Here is a 19,446-nt window from a genome sequence, read left to right on the forward strand (position 1 = left end):
CCAGGCCGAGGAACTGCCCCACGGATGGGCCCACCAGGGCGAGGAGCTGCCTGCGGAGGGTCGTCCACGAGGCTGGGTACTGCCCTGCGAAGACTTGTCCACGAGCCTGACGTGCTGCCGCGGAGACTTGTCCACGAGCCTGAGGTTCTGCCTGCGGAGACTTGTCCACAGGGCGGAGGCGCCGCTTCGCGGGTGGTTGTCCACAGGGCGGAGGCGCCGAACCGCATATGCGCGATCCTGTTGCCATGTCCAGCGATCACCTGCCATCAGCCGAGCGCTCCGCCGACAGCGCGGAAGCGCCGTTCCTGGAACTCCTGGCCCGAGGAGCGACCGCCGACGCCTACGAGCAGCCGGTGCTGCTCGCCCGCGCCGAGGGCCTGCCCGACGGGCGCGTCGCCGCGCTCGAACGGGCCAAGCTGCTCGCGCTGCGCGTGCGCACGGAGATAGAAGGACGGCGCCGCCGCGAGGCCGAGCTCTCCGCGCTCTTCGAGACCGCGCACGACCTCGCCGGCCTGCGGGACCTCGACGCCGTCCTGCGCGCCATCGTGCAGCGGGCCCGGTCCCTGCTGGGCACGGACATCGCGTATCTCAGCCTGAACGACGCGACCAGGGGCGACACCTACATGCGTGTGACCGAGGGCTCGGTCGCCGCGCGCTTCCAGCAGTTGCGGCTCGGCATGGGCGAGGGACTGGGCGGACTCGTCGCGCAGACCGCCCGCCCGTACGTGACCGACGACTACTTCAAGGACGAGCGCTTCCAGCACACCCGGACCATCGACGCGGGCGTGCAGGACGAGGGGCTCGTCGCGATCCTCGGCGTGCCCCTGATGATCGGGCCCCAGGTCATCGGCGTGCTGTTCGCCGCGGACCGCAGGACCCGGGTCTTCGAGCGCGAGCAGATCGCCCTGCTCGGCTCCTTCGCGGCCCTGGCCGCGGCAGCCATCGACACGGCCAACGCGCTCACGGAGGCGCGCTCCGCCCTGGACCGCCTGGGCCGGGCCAACGAGATCATCCAGGACCGCAGCGCGGTCATCGAACGCGCCTCGGACGTCCACGACCGGCTCGCCGAACTCGTGCTGCGCGGCGGGGGAGTCCACGACGTCGCCGCCGCGGTGTCCGAAGTCCTGGACGGCACCGTCGAGTTCACGGAGCCCGGCGGAACACCTCCGGTGGCCGTGGAAGCGGCCCGCGCCGACGGTCACGCGGTGCGGCACGGCGACGACTGGGTCGCCGCGGTGGCCGCGGGAGGCGAACTGCTCGGCGCGCTGGTGCTGCGCGGGCATCCGGGCCTCGACCCCGTCGACCAGCGCACCCTGGAGCGCGCCGCGATGGTCACCTCACTGCTCCTGCTCGCCAGACGCTCGGCCTCCGAGGCCGAGCAGCGGGTGCGCGGCGAGCTGCTGGACGACCTGCTGGACGGCCGGGACCGCGATCCGGGCCTGCTGCGGGCGAGGGCGACGCGGCTCCACGCCGATCTCGACGGACCCCATGTGGTGCTCGCGGCCCGGCTCGACGTCGTGGCCGCGGACGCCGGCCAGGAGGCGGGCGCGCGCAGACGGCTGTGGTCGGCCGCGTCCCATCTCGCCGCCACCCGCCACGGACTGGCCGCCGCCCGTGACGGAGGCACCGTCCTGCTGCTCCCGCTCGGATCCGGCGACACGGCGACGACGATGGCCCGCCGCACGGCCAAGGAACTGGGCACCGCCGTTCAGGAGGCCGTGACCGTGGGTGCCTCCGCGCCCTTCGACCGACTGGCCGCGCACCCCGAGGCGGTGGCCGCGGCCTACACAGAGGGGCAGCGCTGCCTGGAAGCGCTGCGCCTGCTCGGCCGGACCGGGGACGGCGCGGCAGCAGAGGACTTCGGCTTCCTCGGACTGCTGCTCGCCGGGGACAGGGACATCTCCGGCTTCGTCGCACGGACGATCGGCGGAGTCGTGGACTACGACGAACGGCGCGGGACCGACTTGCTGCGCACCCTCGACGCGTACTTCGCCAGCGGGATGAGCCCGGCCCGCACGAAGGACGCCCTGCATGTCCATGTGAACACGGTGGCGCAGCGGCTGGAGCGGGTGGGGCGCCTGCTCGGGGACGACTGGCAGACTCCGGCCCGCATATTGGAGATCCAACTCGCCCTGAGACTGCACCGGTTGTCGGCGGACGGACCGCACTGATCCCCGCACACGCCATCGCGTACGGGGATCAGGAACCGCGGGACGGGGTCAGACCGTGTGGGCGTCCGCCTGCGCGACCGGGGCCGGCCGGTCGTCGGGCACGGCGTCGACGGCGGACAGGTCGCGGTCGCGGGTCTCCTTGGCGAGACCCACGGCGATCAGGGTCAGGACCACCGCCCCGATCACATACAGGGAGATGGGAGTGGAATTGCCGTAGGAGTCGAGCAGGGCCGTCGCGATGAGAGGCGCGGGCGCGCCCGCCGCGACGGAGGCGAACTGAGCCCCGATGGAGGCACCCGAATACCGCATCCGGGTCGCGAACATCTCGGAGAAGAAGGCGGCCTGGGGCGCGTACATGGCGCCGTGCAGGACCAGGCCGACGGTGACGGCGAGGATCAGGTTCGCGAAGCCGCCGGTGTCGATGAGCGAGAAGAACGGGAACATCCAGAGGCCGACACCCGCGGCGCCGAGCAGATAGACGGGGCGGCGGCCGATGCGGTCGGAGAGGGCGCCCCAGGCCGGGATGACGGCGAAGTGCACGGCCGAGGCGATGAGAACGGCGTTGAGCGCGGTCTGCTTGGAGACGCCGGCCGAGGTGGTGGCGTACACGAGGATGAAGGCGGTGATCACGTAGTAGCTGATGTTCTCGGCCATGCGGGCGCCCATCGCGACGAGCACGTCACGCCAGTGGTGGCGCAGGACGGAGACCAGCGGAAGCTTCTCCACCTCGTCCGTTCCGGCGGACTTGCGGGCCTCGGACCGCGCCAGCGCCTCCTTGAACACGGGCGATTCATCGACAGACAGACGAATCCACAAACCGACGACGACCAGAACCCCGGAGAGGAGGAACGGCACGCGCCAGCCCCAGGAGAGGAAGGTGCTGTCCGACTGCGTGGCGGTCAGCAGAGACAGGACACCGGTCGCCAGGAGCTGACCGGCCGGAGCGCCGGTCTGCGGCCATGACGCCCAGAACCCCCGTCGCTTGGCGTCACCGTGCTCGGACACCAGCAGGACCGCGCCGCCCCATTCGCCGCCCAGCGCGAAGCCCTGCACCAGACGCAGCGTGGTGAGCAGGACGGGAGCCGCCGCGCCGACGGTCGCGTGCGTGGGCAGCAGACCGATCGCGAACGTCGCCCCGCCCATCAGCAGCAGACTCAGCACCAGCAGCCGCTTGCGGCCGAGCCGGTCACCGAAATGCCCGAACACGAGCGCGCCGAGCGGCCGGGCCGCGAACCCGACCGCGTAGGTGAGGAAGGACAGCAGCGTGCCGACGAGCGGGTCGGAGTCGGGGAAGAACAGCTTGTTGAAGACCAGGGCGGCGGCCGAGCCGTAGAGGAAGAAGTCGTACCACTCGATGGTGGTGCCGATGAGACTGGCGGCGACGATGCGCTTCAGATGGGCGGATGTCGGGGGAGCGGATGCTGCGGAGGCCATGTGCGCCACTTCCTCGTGTGCGGTGGGGACGGGTACGTGTCGGCACACCGTAGGAACAGCCAGTTCAGGCGCACATGTGGTGGGACAACATAGTTCGAGGGGTGCCTATGCGTGCGGCCACCATGCCGGTTCGCGGACGAGTGGCCGTGGTCGCCGTGCGGTTGCCGCGGCCCGCGGGGCTCTCCTTGGCCTGACCGTCCTGCCCCAGGACGTCGCAGGAGCGAAGAAATGGCGACCAAGGGGCGTCGAGCCGTGGGAGGCGAGCAGCACTCGGCCCGGATCGAGCCGCAACCGTCCGGCTCGTACGCCGAGGGTGTCGTGCCGTCCCGGACCTCAACGTCCCTTCCAGCGGAGTTACTTACCCCACTGTTCAGCCCGCGGGTGAGCGCTGACTCGACGCGCCCCGTTGAACCCAGTAACCGGTGAACCACCTATAGACCGGTAAGTGAGGTTCGTACATGTCAAAGATCGGTCCGAAACAAACCAAGAGGCGTCTCCCTGCCGCTGACTGCTGCCCGGGTCGGGCGCACCTTTGCTCCCGTCAACTCAAGGACTGAGGACGGTCGCTTCATGGACTACTGCATCCCGTGCAACCGCACGCTCAACGGCGCTGTCACCTGCCCGGAGTGTGGGGCACACGACCCCGGCATGGCACAGGTGAGTGATCGGAGGGGCGGTGCTCCGACCCTCGAGACCGTGATCCCGGAGATCCGCTCGGGTCGGGGACCGAACTTCTCCGGATCGCTCCTTCCCGGGTCACCGACTGCCTCGCGAGATCCGTCGGCTGACCGGCACGATCGTCCGGTGCGGCTGAAGAAGTACGCCGTCCGGTCTCTTGCCGCAATCGCCTTCACCCTCCTCGGAGGCCTGGCCACGGCATCGGTGCTTCCCCAGCCGACGGCCCCGCGAGCAGCCTCGATACCGGAACAGCCGTCCCCCGACGGGCCCGGGGTTCGCGTTCCCGATTCACAGGCTTCACCAGAGCGTGTGAGCACGCACCCGGCCCGAAGGGGCGTCCGGGACCGAAACGGTGACGGGATCGGGCGTCCTCTGCCAACGGCGACTCGCAGCACGGCACCGGTCTCTCGGCCGCCCGCTACCACCAGTGCGCCGCCACCGGTGAAGGCGAAGCCGACCCCCCGAGCATCCAGCGGCCGCCGTCCCAACTCGCCCTCGCAGACGGCAACCCCTTCCGCGCGGCCCTCCGCCAGTTCCTCCGTCAGTCCTTCCGCCAGTCCTTCCGGCAGCATCAGCGCCTCTTCCACGAGTTAGGCATCCGCCTGATCGGCAGCGAACTACCGGCTCACCGAACGCCTTACCGGCCGGCAGCGCTTGGCTGCTGGGCTGAGCTGCCTCGGTCGCGCCCACCGTCGCGCAGGTCAAGTGGGCGCGGAACCGGCGTCCCCACGGCGGACGGTCCATGGGGGCGTCACTTTTGGGGCTTGGCGTGACATCCGAGCGGCGCTGTCGGTCGACGGCTTGACGGGTCGCGAACTGGTCGTGAGCGTGACCCCACTGTCGTGGACGGCGACTTCGGAGATCTGCGGGCCGGCCCGGGGAATGTCGGCGAACCCCGTGGGCGCCGACCCTGACCCGCCGATGATGCGTGCCCGGACCGGGTGACCTCCCCGGCTGACGTGGAGTCAGCCGAGACCTGTGGAATCGCTCCGAGGGCCCTCCGCTTCGGCGGTGTGTGCCGCATCACGCGCCCCAAGGGTCACCCGAGTTGTCTTGGTCACAGCGGTAATGCCCCTTTTGTGTCCATGCTCGACCTGGACAGCGACTCCCGAAGTGGAGCCCGTCGGCATGGGCGCGAACCTCCGAAGCGGCCCATGCCGCAGCCCTCGTGACGTTCCTCCTTGTTCTCCCTGGAAAGGTGCCCCTCATGGCCGCTTACGTCTGCCCTCCTGCCGTGATACACGGCGAGCACGCCGTGGAGACCCGTCAGATCGTGGCGGAGGTGCGCGACCGGCACCCGCATGCGGCGTGGGCGCCGCGGATCGACGGCATCGCGGCCAGTACGGGCATCGAGACCCGCGGGTGGATGCTGCCGCTGGAGACCGTCGTCGCGCCCGGCGACGGCAGCGGCCTGCAGGCTGTCGGCATCGGGACCGCCCAAGAGGCCCTGGCGCGCGACGGGTTCACCCAGCAGGACGTGGACCGCGTGATCGCCGCCCTGGAGGCGATACCCGCGCCGCAGACCGTCCAGGAGCGCACCGCGCCGGCCTGGGAGGCCGTGCAGTCCTACGGGGAGCGTGCGGCGCGCGGGGCCCTGCAGATCGCCGGGCTGGACGCCACGGACATCGACTGCCTGATCACCAGTCACTCCACCACCCCGGCGCTGCCCGGTCTGGACGTCGCCCTGGCCAACAAGCTTGCGCTCCGCGACGACGTGATGCTGCTGCCGGCCACGCAGTGGGCCTGTGTCGCGGGGACCCGCTCCCTGGCCCTGGCGGCCGATCTCGTGGCCGCGGACCCCGATCGGGTGGTCCTGGTCGTGATCGCGGAGGCGCTGAGCACGACCTACCAGCCCGCGGACGACACCCTCGAGTCCCTGATCGTCCGGTTGCTGTTCGCGGACACCGCGGTCGCCGCGGTGGTCACGGGCCGCCCGAGGCGCGAGTCGGTCCTGCGGCTGGACGCGGCCTGGCACCACACCGTGCCCGACACCCAAGACCTGCACCGCCTGGAAACACGGGCGGACGGTACCCACTTCGTGATGGACCGGCGCGGCCCGCGCGCCGTACAGGAGACGGTCACCGCGATGTGGGAGTGGCTGCGCGTCCGATACCAGGACGACCCCGACTCCTGGCACCCCGACGTGCTGCTCGCGCACCCCGGCGGGACCCGGGTGCTGGAGTACATGGAGCAGACGATGCCCGACGCGTGGCCGTCCGGGCTGCTGGACCACAGCCGGGACAGCTACGCCAGCGGCAACCGTGGAGGCGCCGCCGTGTTCGACATCCTGAGGCGGGCGCACGACGCCGGACAGAAGTCGGGCAGTCGCGCCGTCCTGTACGCGGCGGCACCGGGCCTCACCGCCACCGCCCTGGAAGGGGAGTGGCTGTAGCGCGAGCCCGCGCCACCCGCAGCGGCGGACGGTCGCCAGCATCACCGGTCACGCCATCGGTACCGCTGACGGCGTCTTGCGGACCGTCGGTGGCGCCGGCTGACGCGGCACGCCGCCCCTGCCCTCGCCGCGCTCGCGCACGCCCGGCGGCGCCCCGCTCCGCAGCCGCGTCATCTCGCGACATCCGCCCAGACCACCTTGCCGGTGTCCGTCCACCGCACCCCCCACCGGGTGGTCAGCCGGTGCACGATGTGCAGGCCACGCCCGCCGTCGTCGAGGAGGCCGCCACGGCTCAGGCGCGGCCTGCCGTTGCCGTTGTCGCCCACCTCGCACAACAGGCCGTGACCACCCGCCCTGATCAGTCGTATCGTGATGGGTCCGGTGGCAAAGCGCACCGCGTTCGTGACCAGCTCGCTGACCAGCAGCGCCACGTCGTCCTGGGTGTCGCTCCTGATGTGCCACCGGCGCAGCAGTGCGGAGACGTGCGCGCGGGCACGGGCGGGCGCGTCGTCGCGGGCGGGTAGCCGCCAGGTCGCGGTGTCCCCTTTGCGGTGGCCGATCATGCGCGCGAGCAGCAGGGTCACGTCGTCGCGCCGGCGCACGGGCGCCAGCGCGGAGACGACGTGCCGTGCGGCCTGGTCCAGGGGATCCCAGGGGTGCACCGTGGAAACGGCATCCGCCAGCCTGCTGATGCCCTCGTCGATCGACAGGGCCGGATCCTCTACCAGGCCGTCGGTGTAGAGGGCGAGCAGGGAGCCCGGCGGCACACCGAACGTGTGCACCTTGAAGGGCTCCCGCAGCGCGAACTCGGCGCCCAGGCCGGGGTGAGGGTGCACCGCGAGCGGGCTTGCGTCTCCGTTCGGAAGCACCAGGACCGGAGGGAGGTGGCCCGCGCTGGAGAGCGTCACGTGGTGGCCGACCGGGTCGTAGAGGGCGATGCAGCAGGTGGAGCCGAGGGCGCTGTAGCCGGCCGCCAGCCCGGACTCCGCGTCGTCCAGCAGCGTCACGGTCTCGTCCAGGTGCTCCAGCACCTCGTCGGGTGCCAGCCCCGCGGACAGCAGCGCGCGGGCCTCCATGCTCAGCTGGCCCATGGTTGCCGCGGCTCCGAGGCCGTGCCCGACGACGTCACCGACCACCAGCGCGGTACGGCCGTCCGGCAACGGAAAGCTGTTCACCCAGTCGCCGCCGACGCCCGCGCTGTCGGGGGTGGCGGGCTGGTAGACGCTGGCGATCTCCATCGTGTGGCCGCCGGTCCGCGGCAACAGCCGGCGCTGCAACGCCAGCACCTGCGTGTGCTCACGCTGGTGTTGACGGGCGAGGTCGACGTGATGGGCGGTCCTGGCCACCAGTTCCTGCAGGTCGAACAACTCGCTGTCGCGGAAGGGGCGGCCGGCCCGCCGCCAGACCTCCGCCAGCCCCAGCACGACGGGTGGCGTGCCGTCCAGCACCAGCGGTACGCACGCCACACTCGCCGACCGGTCACCGGGCACCAGGGCACGGATGACTCGCTGACTGCCGAGCAGCCGCTCGACCGCCTTCCGGTCGGGTATGACGATGGGCTGCGGGGCATCGTCCCGCCGCACCGCCTGAGCCAGCAGGCGACTCGCGTCGCTCGGAAGATCGCCGCCCGGAGTCACGTAACCCTCGGGCCACGCCCGGTCCGGCACCAGGGCTGCCCGCCGTAGCCGGATGCGCCCCCGCGCGTGCTCGGTGACTCCCTCGCCCGTCCAGACGGCGAAATCGAGGTCGACGGCGGCCACCTCTCCCCAAGCCAGCAGGGACTCCGCCAGCGACTGCGCGGTCTCCCCGATGTCCAGCGAGGTGCCGATCGCGGTCTCGGCGGCGTACAGGTGCAGCCTCCTGGCCATGGCGATCACGGAGACGGTCAAGCCCTCCTGAGGCGGCGCGGCGGGCAGGATGCTCAGCGAGACCACCAGCTCCGACCCGTCGGAGCGCCGCAGGCGCTGGATCCGGGCGACGTGTGCCTCACCGATCTCCAGGACCTGCCGCAACCGCCGTGTGACCGTCGGTACGTCCCCGGCGGGCAGGAGATCGGCGAAAGGACTCCCCGCCACGGCGTCCAGACCCGCGAAGACGGGGGCGTCCAGATTGCATCGGGTGATTCTCAGATCCCTGTCCAGGTTGACCACGCCGAGAATCTGATCCTGACGGTCGGCCGCCGAGTTGTCGGGTACGCGTTGGCGGGTGGCGCGGTCGCCCCGCGCCTGCGCGGGACCGGCCGCCGCAGGCGCTCCGCCGCGCGGGATGTAGCGCCCGAGGGCACTGCTGACCATGTCGAACGGCGAAGAGGACGATGGGGAGGGTGTGGAGTCCATGCGGCTCTCTCGCAATCCCCGGCGCAGCGCCGGGGCTGTTCTCGGACCCATGCGTCGGGGCACCGAGCTCCCGGGTCGCACACCTCATTGAATACCACCGGGGCTCGCTTCGCCCACACCAGCGGATCGCGCGGAGAACGCTGCCCCTGCCGGAAGGGCGCGGCCGGTGAGGCCGTGCTGACCTGCCGGGGGCATCGCCCGCCAGGGTGCGACGACCGCCGCAGGACCACCGGGCGCCGGCCCCGACGGCGACGGCCGGTCCGGGTTCGCCGGAGAGACGCGCACAGGAGCAGCATGATCAGACCACCCTCGAGCGCGTTACCGCGCTTCCGGTCGGCTTGGCTTCTTGAATCAGGGTGCCCCGTCACACAGCGTGACGAGACCCTCCATCTGCGCGACGACGACGGCCTCGCCGCCGAGTTGCGCGCTTGAGGTGCAGCCTCCTCTCCGCGAGGGACGCTGCTTCGCGGCGGAACCACGGTCGCGTGACCCTCCCGGGGCCGGAGCCTGACGGGTCTTCACAGGGCGAGCTGTCAGAGTGACGTGACGTGCGAGAGACCTGATGTGTCTGGGAGGCGTCTGCTGTGAACGTCCTGCGGTCCCTGCTTCGGCGCGACGCGGGGCTGACCGCGCTCCGCAGGTCGGTCAGAGCCGCGATCGTCGCTCCTGGGCTCTTCGCCGTCGCGCTCGCGGTCACGGACAGTCCGGTCGTCCCGCTCTTCGCGGCGTTCGGATCGATCGCGATGCTGCTGTTCGTGGAGTTCGGTGGGCCCATGCGCGACCGGCTCGTCCAACAGGCCGCACTCGTCGTGACGGGAGCGGTGCTGATCTCCCTCGGCACGCTGGTCTCCCGCGAGGTATGGCTGTGCACCCTCGCCACGGCGGTCGTCAGCTTCCTCGTGCTGTTCTCCGGCGTGGTCAGCTCGGCCCTGGCGGGTGCCTCCACCTCCCTGCTCGTGAGTTTCGTGCTGGCCGCCACCCTCCCCGGGACCGCGCAGGCGATCCCGGACCGGCTCGCGGGCTGGGGTCTGGCCGGCGTGACCTCGCTCGTGGCCGTCAGGCTGCTGTGGCCCACTCCCGTGCGGGAGCCGCTGCGGAACGCCACCGCCGACGCGTGCCGGGCGCTCGCCGTGCAGCTCAGGGCCGAGGCGGACTGCGTCCTGCGCGGGTTCGGCACGGCGGACCGCTCGGCGCTCGGCACGATCGTGGGCGAGGCGAAGGACGCGGTGACGGCGCTGCGCGAGGCGTACTTCGCCACCCCCTACCGGCCGACCGGTCTCTCCACGTCCACCCGCGTCCTGATCCGTCTGGTCGACGAGGTGCTGCTGCTCGCCACGATCCTGGACCGCGTGTCCGTGGGCGAGAAGGCGACCCCCTCGGACGCGGTCGTCTGCGGGGTGAAGACGGCCGCCGCGGATCTGCTGCGGGCGAGCGCGGAGGCGTTGTCCGCGACGGACGACCAGGAGCCCGGACACCTGACACCGTTGCAGGAACGTCTGGCCGTGACGCGGTCGGCGATGGAGAACACGGTCACCTCCTTCCGGCCGGTCACCACCGATGGCGGCCAGGCCGGGAAGCCGCGGGCCGAAGCCCGGTCCGGCGCGACCGCCACACGCTTCGTGAGCTCGCTGGAACCGAGCTTCCGCGCCCAGGAGATGAGCTTCGCGGTCTCCGCGATCGCCAGGAACGTCGAGCTGATCCTCGCGGCGCGTGGGCGCACCCTGTGGCAGCGGCTCATCGGACGACGCCCCGAAGGCGCCGCCTCGACGCTGGCCTCGGCCCAGGAACGGGCCGGTGCGCACACCGAGCGCCACTCGGTGTGGCTGCGCAACAGCGTCCGCGGCGCGATCGCCCTGGCTCTCGCCGTGCTGGTCGCGGAGCGGTCGGGTGTGCAGCACAGCTTCTGGGTGGTCTTCGGAACGCTGGCCGTCCTGCGCTCCAGCGCCGTGCTGACCGGGCAGAACTCGCTGCGGGCGATCGCCGGTACCGCGGTCGGCATCATCATCGGCGGTGGACTGATCTACCTGATCGGATCGAACACTCCGTTCCTCTGGATCCTGCTCCCCATCGCGGTGCTCTTCACCGGCCTCGCCCCGGCGACCATCTCCTTCGCCGCGGGCCAGGCCGGCTTCACGGTGTCGATCCTGATCCTGTTCAACCTCCTCGAACCCGTCGGCTGGAGCGTGGGGATCGTGCGGATCGAGGACGTCGCGATCGGATGCGCCGTCAGCGTCGTCGTGGGAACGCTGTTCTGGCCCCGCGGCGCGGCGCCCCTCCTCGGGCACGCCCTCGCGGAGGGGTTCGCGGAGAGCACCCGGTATCTGCGCGGCGCCATCGGCTACGGAGTGACCCGCTGCGACGGCCTCGTACGGACCGCTCCGCTCCCGGAGGAGGAGCGCTACCGTGCCGCGGCGGCGGCCCGGCGGCTCGACGACGCCTTCCGGGGGTTCCTCGCGGAACGCGGCACCAAGCACCTTCCGCTGACCGACATCACCACTCTGGTGACGGCCGTCGCCGTGCTCCGGCTCACCGCCGACTCCGTACTCGACCTGTGGGAGCGGGACCGGGGGCAGCCGGGCGCCGACCGTACCGCCGCCCGCTCGGAGATCGATCGCTCGGGGGACGCGCTGGTCGCCTGGTACGAGGCCACGGCGAACGCCATGACCGGGTTCGGTGACGTGCCCGAGGCACAGCCCAGGGATGTCGGGGCCGACGAACGGCTGATCCACGCGGTCGAGCGTGATCTCGTCGACGAGAACATCGAGCAGTCACCGGCCGCCATCCGGGTCGTGTGGACCGCCGATCACCTCGAGGCAGCGCGGCGGCTGCAGCGGCTCGTGCTGAAGCCGGCCCGTGCCGTGGCCGAGCGGCAACGCGAGCACAACGCCCGCCTGGGCCTGTTCCGGCCCTCCGGGCGCCCCCACGCGAACCGGACGCGCTGAACCGGCTTTCGCCGGGTGAAGGCTCAGCGGGAGGCGGTCCACCGGGGAGCGGTGTCGGCCCAGGCCGTGTCCCACCGGGCGAGGTTGTGCCGCGCCAGCCCGCGGACGACGCAGCCGTACGCGCCGGCGCCGAGGGCGGGGACGGCGAGACCGGCGAGGACGCCGCAGGCCATGGTGCGGTCACGGACCTGTTCCGGGGTCAGGGGCGGGCCGGTGATCCTTCCTTCGGTGTCGACCCAGACGCGGACGGTGCTGCCCCTGCTGAGCGCCGGTTCGACGTCGGCCTTGGCGGTGCGGACGTGCCCTTGGGCGTCGGTGAAGCGGACGGTGACGGGGTAGAGCGCCTCCTTCGCCTCGTCCGATCCCGGCTCCGGGTGCCGCGGGGCGTCGTGGACCAGTACGGCGGTGGTGCCGTATCGGGTGGCGGCCTGATGCCGTGCGGACTCCCTGTGGTGGCGGTAGGAGGCGTCGCCGACGACGAACATGGCGGCGGGGATGCCGACGAGGACGGCCAGCAGCAGGCCGACGGCGACCCACGCCTGTGCGAGATCGGTGCGCCGGCGCAGGGGATTGCGCCGCCAGCGCCACCACAGGACGCGTGGGAGCTCTTCGGGAGGGTGTGACGGGGGCGTCGCGCGGGCCACGACGTCGCTCCTTCCGTGGGGGCGTGGCGGCCTCACCGGATCTTGCGGGGACGGGGGTGGGGGTGGGGCTGGGAATGGTCTGGGTTGCCTGCGGGGACGGGGGCTGGAAAGGGGGTGCGCTAGGAGCGGTGCGCGTCCGTGATGGCGTGGACGGAGGGATGGGCCTGGGCGGCCTGAAGGAGTTTCGCGGCGCCGCGGACCGCCGCCGTGTGCGGTGCGGGGACGGGCTGGACCGGCGCGCGCAGCCGGTCGGCGAGCCGATCCGTGATGTCGGGCCGCAGCGCGCCCCCACCCGCGAGAAGGGCGCCCCGGTGCAGGGCCTCGAACGTCGCCGAGGTGTGGTCCTGCTCCAGCATGGTCGTCACCATGGCGACGACCGCCTCGGTGATCCTCGCGGGCGGGGTGCGGCTGTCCAGGTCGCTGGTGCCCAGGGCGGTGTGGCGCGCGTCGGTCACCGCGCCGTCGGCGAGCAGCGTGACCTCGGTGAGGTGCGCGCCCATGTCCACCACGAGCAGGGGACAGGTCGGGTCCGCGTCGGCGGCGACGGCCACGGCGCGCGCGGTCGGGACGGTCAGGACCGCACGCGGGCGCAGGATCTCGACCGCGGTGCGGGCCTGGGCCCGATACGCGATTCCGCCCAGTACGGGTGTGGTCAGGATGAGCAGGGGACGCCCGAAACGGGGCAGACGATGGCCGAGCAGCCGGTTCAGCATCCGGGCGGTTCCGGGCGCGTCGACGATGGTGCCGCGCTGGATGGGGTAGGTGGCTCCGGCGCCGGGGAAGGTCACCGTGGGTACGTCGAGGATCATGCGGCGCCCGGACATCCAGGCGCGTGTGCGGGCGCTGCCCAGGTCCAGGGCGATGCCGGTGTACGGCCGGCCCCGGGACCACGTGCGGTTCCGGGCGGGCGCGGGGCCGGGCCCCGGTGGAAGCGTCACGGCCTGGCCTCCCGGACGTGTTGGCACCGGCCGCAGTAGCGCGCCTGCGGCACGATCATCAGTTGTTCGCGGGCCATGGGCCTGCGGCACAGGTGGCAGATGCCGTAGTGACCCAGGTCCATCCGTACGAGGGCGGCTTCGACGTCGGTGAGGACCATGGCGGCGGAGGCCGCGAGCTTGACGCGGACCTCCATCTGGCCGGCCGTCCGCCGGTCGAGGAACGCGTCGGCGCCGTTCGCGGCGTCCGAGAGCTGCTGCAGTTGCTCCCGGCGGAACAGGAGCTGCTCGCGCAGGTCCTCGCGCAGCACGGCGAAGTCCTCGGGCGACAGGGTCGTATCGCGGTCGTCGATGATCTGGTGGTTCACCCATTCACCCCCGGGCAGTGCGGGCGGGCGGTTGTCAGCCGGCGCTACGCTGGCACGGGACGCAGTACGCCGTGTGGGGCAGGATTTCCAGACGCTCGACCGGGATCGCTTCGGAGCATTTCCGGCAGACGCCGTAGCTGCCGTCCTTGACGCGGGCGAAGGCGGCCTCGACCTCGGTGAGGACGCGCTTGATGGTCTCTTTCCGCGCTGCCATCGCGTGTTCCTGCCCGCCCTGCGTGACGTCGCCCGTGACCTCGCCCATGGCACTCAGCTCCACGAGGCGGGACGAACGTTCGTATTCGAGGCGCTGCAGGGCCTCGTGCGCCGTCAGCCGCTCACGGCGGGTTCCGGCCTGGGGCGTATCGAGTGACATGGTGGTTCCTTCCTGCGACGGGGAGGCGGCTCGCGCCGGGCGGGGGATCGTCGGGGATGTCGGGAGCGGGGGAGGGCGGTTGTGGTTCATGCCTTCACCGTCGTCGCAAAGCCACCCGGAAACCATCGGGCGCGATACCCATCTCCGGCCTGTCCGGGAGCCCATCGCGGCCCCTCACGGCCCCTCGTGGTCCATCGCGGCGCGAGCGGGATCGTTCCAGGAGACGCGGGCGGCACTGATCCAGGAAATGGGCATTGGAGCCCATCGACGGTGGGCCCGGGAAGCGGGCAGCCTGGAAGTGGGCCGGTCAGGACCGGTGCCGCCGGCTCGTCCTCGGGCCGCGCGTGACCGACAGCCGGGACCGGGCCTGCCGCACGCAGCCATGTCACACAGAGAAAGGCGTCATCCGGGTGTCCCTGTTCTGGAGGGTCTTCGCACTCAACGCGGTCGTGCTGGGAACCGCCACCGCGCTGCTGCTGTGGGCTCCCGTGACCGTCTCGGTGCCCGTGGTGCTGACCGAGGCGGTCATCCTCCTGGCCGGCCTGGTCGTCATGCTGGTCGCCAACGCGGCCATGCTGCGGATCGGCCTCGCCCCGCTCGAACGGCTCACCCGGCTGATGACCACCGTCGATCTGCTGCGCCCCGGGCAGCGGTTGCCGGAAGGGGGCCGCGGCGAGACCGCCGAACTGATCCGCACCTTCAACGCGATGCTCGATCGCCTCGAGCACGAACGTGCCTCCTCCAGCGCCCGCGTCCTGCTCGCGCAGGAGGCGGAGCGGCGACGCATCGCCCAGGAACTGCACGACGAGGTGGGCCAGAGCATGACCGCGATCCTGCTCGCGCTGGAGCGGGCCGCCGACGACGCGGACGAGCCGCTGCGCGGTGAACTGCGGCAGGTGCAGGAGATCACCCGGGGGAGCCTGGACGAGGTGCGCCGTCTGGCGCGTCGTCTGCGGCCGGGCGTGCTGGAGGACCTCGGCCTGGTCAGCGCCCTGACCTCGCTGACCGAGGAGTTCTCCACCCACGTCGGGCTGCGCGTGGTGCGCCGCTTCGACACGGGCCTGCCGCTGCTGGACCAGCAGACGGAGCTGGTGCTGTACCGCGTCGCCCAGGAAGCCCTGACGAACGCGGCCCGCCATGCCGAGGCGAGCCAGGTCGAGGTGAGCCTGCGTCACACCGACGAGGCCGTCGTGCTGACCGTCGTCGACGACGGCCGCGGCAACGGGGTCGCCCGCGAAGGGGCGGGAATCCGCGGCATGCGCGAGCGGGCCCTGCTGATCGGGGCCACGCTGGACGTCACCTCTCCACCGCAGGCCGGCACACAGGTCCGGCTCACCGTGCCCCTCGTCAGGAAGCAGCCATGAGCACCCCCCACGCCTCCGTGATCCGCATCCTCCTCGCCGACGACCACGCGCTGGTACGACGCGGTGTGCGGCTCATCCTCGACCGGGAGCCGGACCTGGAGGTGGTCGCCGAGGCCGGGGACGGCGCTGAGGCCGTCGAGCTGGCCCGCACCCACGACGTCGACCTGGCCGTCATGGACATCGCCATGCCCCGGATGACCGGTCTGCAGGCCACCCGGGAACTCCTCGCGCTCAAGCCGGACGTGCGGGTGCTGATGCTGACGATGCACGACAACGAGCAGTACTTCTTCCAGGCGCTGAAGGCCGGAGCCAGCGGATACGTGCTGAAGTCCGTGGCCGATCGCGACCTGGTGGCGGCATGCCGGGCCGCGATGCGGGACGAGCCCTTCCTGTATCCCGGCGCCGTCACCGCGCTCGTCCGCAACTACCTGGACCGTGTCCGCCAGGGCGAGGAGCCGCCCGAGCAGGTGCTGACGGCGCGCGAGGAGGAGGTCCTCAAGCTCGTGGCCGAGGGCCACTCCTCCAAGGAGATCGCCGAGATGCTCTTCATCAGCATCAAGACCGTGCACCGGCACCGGGAGAACCTGCTCCACAAACTCGGCCTGCGTGACCGGCTGCAACTCACGCGCTACGCGATTCGCGTCGGCCTCATCGAGGCCTGACCCACCGACCGCCTCAGGGCCCCGGCCCCCTACCCCCGAGCCGGGGTCCTGAGGCTCCCTGGCCGAGGTCCCGAATTCCCGTGGCTCGACACCGCGGCCACCAGCCCACCATCGAGACCGAAGGGGCGGGGATGGCCCGGTACGTGCCTGCCCTTCCGCGCCGCCCCCGTGGCCCCGCGATGCTGCCGGCGCTCCTGCTCGCCGTGCTCGTCACCGTGCTCGGCCTGTCCGCACCGGGCGGCGAGGACTCATGGGCGTCCGCCGGCACGGCACCCGTCGGCACAGCATCCGCCGACAGGTCGGTGCGCAGCGACACGCAGGTGGACCAAGGGGATCCCGCCCTCATCACCGCCTCCGTTCGCAGCCTTCGGGATGCCGCCGGCGAGCGTCAGCCTCCGCCGGTCCCCGCCCCGGGCGTATCCCGTGGTCCGGCCGTCGGCCGGCTCCAGCCCACCCGGCCCCCGCTCGCGGCCGTGGACCCCTGCGGATCCGGGCGACCTTCGCACCGTCACGGTGTACGGGCACCTCCCTCGACCTCCGGCATCTGACCCCTCTTCCCCGCTTCCCCCCTTCCTTGGCCGCGGCCGGCGCCCTGGCCGCGGCCGGCGCCCTGGCCGCGGCATGCCCGCCGGAGGCTCCCCGTGAACCGATCCCCGCACGTCAGAGGCCTGATCGCCCTCGCCGTCGTCGCGCTTTCCCTGTATGTCGCGCTCACCGTGCCCGTCACCCTGGGACTTGACCTGAGGGGCGGCACCCAGATCGTGCTGGAGACCCGCCCCTCCACCGCCCCCGCCGCCGCCACCGACGCCGACACCGATGGCGACGCCGAGACCGACACCGACGTCACGGATCGCACCGTGGAAGTGCTGCGCGGCCGTATCGACGCGCTCGGTGTCGCCGAACCCACCATCACCCGCTCCGGCACCGACCGGATCGTCGTCGAACTGCCCGGCCTGCAGGATCCGCGGAAGGCGGCCGACGTGCTCGGCCGCACCGCCCAGCTCACCTTCCACCCGGTGCTCGGCACGGCGGTCGGCCCCGACGACGCGGGGGATCCCCTGCCCAAGCGGGCGCGCGAGCAGGTGATGCCCGACGAGTCGGGCCACCCGCTGCGCCTGCGGACCGCCTCCCTGACCGGGAACGAGGTGGACAAGGCAGCCGCCCGCTTCGACCCGCAGGGTGGTGCCGGATGGCATGTGACCGTCGACTTCACAGGAGCCGGCGAAGCCGGATGGGCCCGCCTGACCGGCGAGGCCGCGTGTCACGCCGCCGGGGATCCCGCCCGCCGGGTCGCCATCGTCCTGGACGACAAGATCATCTCTTCGCCGGAGGTCGATCCGTCGGTGGCCTGCCGGTCCGGCATCACCGGTGGCTCCACCCGGATCACCGGGTCGTTCGACGACGCCGAGGCCAAGGAACTGGCCCTGCTCATCAACGGCGGCGCCCTGCCGGTACCGGTCGAGACCATCGAACAGCGCACCGTCGGCGCGACCCTGGGAGCAAAGGCCGTCACGGCCGGCGCCTGGGCCGCCGTGATCGGTACCGCTCTGACCGCGGTGTTCATCATCGCCGTGTACCGGATCATGGGCGTCCTGGCCACGGTGGCCCTGGCCTGCTACGGCCTGATCTCCTACGCGGCTCTCGCCGCCCTCGGCGCCACCCTGACACTGCCGGGCCTCGCCGGGTTCGTCCTGGCCATCGGGATGGCGGTCGACGCCAACGTGCTGGTCTTCGAACGCGCCCGCGAGGAGTACGCCTCCCGCCTTCGTCCCACTCCACGGTCGTCGCTGGCCGCGGGCTTCCGTCAGGCCTTCAGCGCGATCGCGGACTCCAACATCACCACACTGATCGCCGCCGGCCTGCTCTTCCTCCTCGCCTCCGGGCCCGTGCGCGGGTTCGGAGTCACCCTGGGGATCGGCGTACTCGCCTCCATGATCAGCGCCCTGGTCATCACCCGCGCCCTGGCCGACTACGCGGTCGCCCGGCCGCGTCTGCGCCGCCGCCCGCGACTGACGGGCATCGCGCACACCGGCGTCGTCCGCGAGCGCCTCCGCCGCACCGCCCCGAACCTGATGGGCCATCCGCGCCGGTGGCTGGCGGCCTCCGCCGCCGTCCTCGTCCTCGCCGCTTCCGGGATCGCCGTACGGGGCATCGACCTCGGCGTCGAATTCACCGGTGGCCGACTCGTCGCGTACGACACGGCCACTCCCGTCCATCCCGATCGGGCCCGCGGCGCGCTCGCCGACGCCGGATTCCCCCGGGCCGTCGTCCAGAGCTCCGGCGAGAACCAGCTCACCGTCCGCACCGGGCAGTTGAGCGACGCCCAGGCGGCGACGGTCACCGAGACCGTCACCGGTCTGGCGGGCGGAGCCGACAAGATCCGGGACGAGGCCATCGGGCCCAGCCTCGGCAAGGAACTCCGCCAAGGCGCCATCGTCGCCCTGATGGTCGCCCTGGGGGCCCAACTCGTCTATCTCGCGGCTCGCTTCCGCTGGCTGCTGGGAACCTCCGCGGTCGCCGCGCTCGCCCACGACGTCGTGATCCTCGTCGGCGTCTTCGCCTGGCTCGGCAAGCCCGTCGACGGCGTCTTCCTGGCCGCGCTGCTGACCGTCATCGGCTACTCCGTCAACGACTCCGTCGTCGTCTTCGACCGGATCAGGGAACTCGGCCGCCGCAAGGGCGAGGAGCCCTTCGCCCGCCTCGCCAACCGGGCTCTCCTGCAGACGCTGCCCCGCACCGTCAACACCGGCATGGGGGCGGCCTTCATCCTCACCGCACTGGCCGTCCTCGGCGGTGACACCCTGTCCGATTTCGCCCTCGCCCTCCTCATCGGCCTCGCGGTGGGCACCTACTCCTCGATGTTCACCGCCACACCGCTGGCCATCGAACTGCACCGACGCCGCAGGTGAGTTCCGCGCCCCGAACGCCGGGCCGGTGTCGTGGTGCGTCCCGTCGGCGGGACACACCACGACACCGCGGGACCGCCGCGCGGCGCCTCCGCGTCCCCCTTGCACCGGATGGATCGATAAGTCAATTCACCGACCACCGCCGACAGTTCGCCGAGCCGGACCGACAGGCAAAGGGCCGTGCGGACTTCGATTCCGGTCCCGTGCTGGGCATTCTCGGTTGGTCACCCCGCCGGCCGGT

Annotated in this window: 13 protein-coding genes; 7 read left to right on the plus strand and 6 right to left on the minus strand. The window is 72.0% G+C overall.

The window, feature by feature from the left end:
* The first annotated feature begins 245 nt into the window (after positions 1 to 245).
* Positions 246 to 2,171 (plus strand): helix-turn-helix domain-containing protein, encoded by a 1,926-nt coding sequence (locus tag ACZ4TO_RS16870; RefSeq protein WP_468024541.1) that lies wholly within the window; start codon positions 246 to 248, stop codon positions 2,169 to 2,171.
* A gap of 48 nt (positions 2,172 to 2,219) precedes the next feature.
* Here ACZ4TO_RS16870 and ACZ4TO_RS16875 read toward each other — a convergent pair whose 3' ends face one another.
* Complete coding sequence (locus tag ACZ4TO_RS16875; protein ID WP_468024542.1) at positions 2,220 to 3,605, minus strand: MFS transporter; 1,386 nt, start codon at positions 3,603 to 3,605, stop codon at positions 2,220 to 2,222.
* A 1,885-nt stretch (positions 3,606 to 5,490) separates the two neighbouring features.
* Between ACZ4TO_RS16875 and ACZ4TO_RS16880 the strand changes: the two genes are divergently transcribed.
* The gene (locus ACZ4TO_RS16880; RefSeq protein WP_468024543.1) at positions 5,491 to 6,675 is read left to right on the plus strand and encodes a type III polyketide synthase; all 1,185 of its coding nucleotides are present in this window, start codon (positions 5,491 to 5,493) and stop codon (positions 6,673 to 6,675) included.
* 170 nt (positions 6,676 to 6,845) lie between these two features.
* Here ACZ4TO_RS16880 and ACZ4TO_RS16885 read toward each other — a convergent pair whose 3' ends face one another.
* Complete coding sequence (locus tag ACZ4TO_RS16885; protein ID WP_468024544.1) at positions 6,846 to 9,011, minus strand: ATP-binding SpoIIE family protein phosphatase; 2,166 nt, start codon at positions 9,009 to 9,011, stop codon at positions 6,846 to 6,848.
* A 584-nt stretch (positions 9,012 to 9,595) separates the two neighbouring features.
* Between ACZ4TO_RS16885 and ACZ4TO_RS16890 the strand changes: the two genes are divergently transcribed.
* Positions 9,596 to 11,953, plus strand: a complete 2,358-nt coding sequence (locus ACZ4TO_RS16890; protein WP_468024545.1) for an FUSC family protein — start codon at positions 9,596 to 9,598, stop codon at positions 11,951 to 11,953.
* 23 nt (positions 11,954 to 11,976) lie between these two features.
* Here the strand turns inward: ACZ4TO_RS16890 and ACZ4TO_RS16895 are convergent, their stop codons facing one another.
* The 4 genes from ACZ4TO_RS16895 to ACZ4TO_RS16910 all read right to left on the minus strand — a co-directional run bounded on the left by ACZ4TO_RS16895 (position 11,977) and on the right by ACZ4TO_RS16910 (position 14,273).
* On the minus strand, positions 11,977 to 12,597 hold the full coding sequence (locus ACZ4TO_RS16895; protein ID WP_468024546.1) for an Rv1733c family protein: 621 nt from the start codon (positions 12,595 to 12,597) through the stop codon (positions 11,977 to 11,979).
* Between the two features lie 119 nt (positions 12,598 to 12,716).
* A complete protein-coding gene (locus ACZ4TO_RS16900; RefSeq protein ID WP_468024547.1) occupies positions 12,717 to 13,535 on the minus strand; it encodes a hypothetical protein in 819 nt (272 codons plus the stop codon).
* Positions 13,532 to 13,900, minus strand: coding sequence for a TraR/DksA family transcriptional regulator (locus tag ACZ4TO_RS16905; protein WP_468024548.1), 369 nt, complete (start codon positions 13,898 to 13,900; stop codon positions 13,532 to 13,534). Before ACZ4TO_RS16905 ends, ACZ4TO_RS16900 begins: the two co-directional genes overlap by 4 nt.
* A 34-nt stretch (positions 13,901 to 13,934) precedes the next feature.
* Complete coding sequence (locus tag ACZ4TO_RS16910; protein WP_468024549.1) at positions 13,935 to 14,273, minus strand: TraR/DksA family transcriptional regulator; 339 nt, start codon at positions 14,271 to 14,273, stop codon at positions 13,935 to 13,937.
* 410 nt (positions 14,274 to 14,683) lie between these two features.
* On the opposite strand from ACZ4TO_RS16910, the gene ACZ4TO_RS16915 reads away from it, so the two are divergent.
* The 4 genes from ACZ4TO_RS16915 to secD all read left to right on the plus strand — a co-directional run bounded on the left by ACZ4TO_RS16915 (position 14,684) and on the right by secD (position 19,208).
* Positions 14,684 to 15,637 carry a HAMP domain-containing sensor histidine kinase gene (locus tag ACZ4TO_RS16915; protein ID WP_382786531.1) on the plus strand — a complete coding sequence of 318 codons (954 nt, stop codon included), beginning with the start codon at positions 14,684 to 14,686 and terminating at the stop codon, positions 15,635 to 15,637.
* The gene (locus tag ACZ4TO_RS16920) at positions 15,634 to 16,299 is read left to right on the plus strand and encodes a response regulator (RefSeq protein ID WP_382786528.1); all 666 of its coding nucleotides are present in this window, start codon (positions 15,634 to 15,636) and stop codon (positions 16,297 to 16,299) included. The genes ACZ4TO_RS16915 and ACZ4TO_RS16920 overlap by 4 nt, the downstream gene beginning before the upstream one ends.
* Positions 16,300 to 16,379: 80 nt before the next feature.
* On the plus strand, positions 16,380 to 16,847 hold the full coding sequence (locus tag ACZ4TO_RS16925; protein WP_468024550.1) for a hypothetical protein: 468 nt from the start codon (positions 16,380 to 16,382) through the stop codon (positions 16,845 to 16,847).
* 93 nt (positions 16,848 to 16,940) lie between these two features.
* On the plus strand, positions 16,941 to 19,208 hold the full coding sequence (gene secD / locus ACZ4TO_RS16930; protein ID WP_468024551.1) for a protein translocase subunit SecD: 2,268 nt from the start codon (positions 16,941 to 16,943) through the stop codon (positions 19,206 to 19,208).
* Positions 19,209 to 19,446 lie beyond the last annotated feature (238 nt).

It is taken from the genome of Streptomyces sp. NPDC028298 (assembly GCF_055565895.1).

Bases quoted from the DNA above. Each gene is read 5' to 3' on its own strand.
- ACZ4TO_RS16870 (WP_468024541.1), top strand. From the start codon at position 246: ATGTCCAGCGATCACCTGCCATCAGCCGAGCGCTCCGCCGACAGCGCG.
- ACZ4TO_RS16875 (WP_468024542.1), bottom strand. From the start codon at position 3,605: ATGGCCTCCGCAGCATCCGCTCCCCCGACATCCGCCCATCTGAAGCGC.
- ACZ4TO_RS16880 (WP_468024543.1), top strand. From the start codon at position 5,491: ATGGCCGCTTACGTCTGCCCTCCTGCCGTGATACACGGCGAGCACGCC.
- ACZ4TO_RS16885 (WP_468024544.1), bottom strand. From the start codon at position 9,011: ATGGACTCCACACCCTCCCCATCGTCCTCTTCGCCGTTCGACATGGTC.
- ACZ4TO_RS16910 (WP_468024549.1), bottom strand. From the start codon at position 14,273: ATGTCACTCGATACGCCCCAGGCCGGAACCCGCCGTGAGCGGCTGACG.
- ACZ4TO_RS16920 (WP_382786528.1), top strand. From the start codon at position 15,634: ATGAGCACCCCCCACGCCTCCGTGATCCGCATCCTCCTCGCCGACGAC.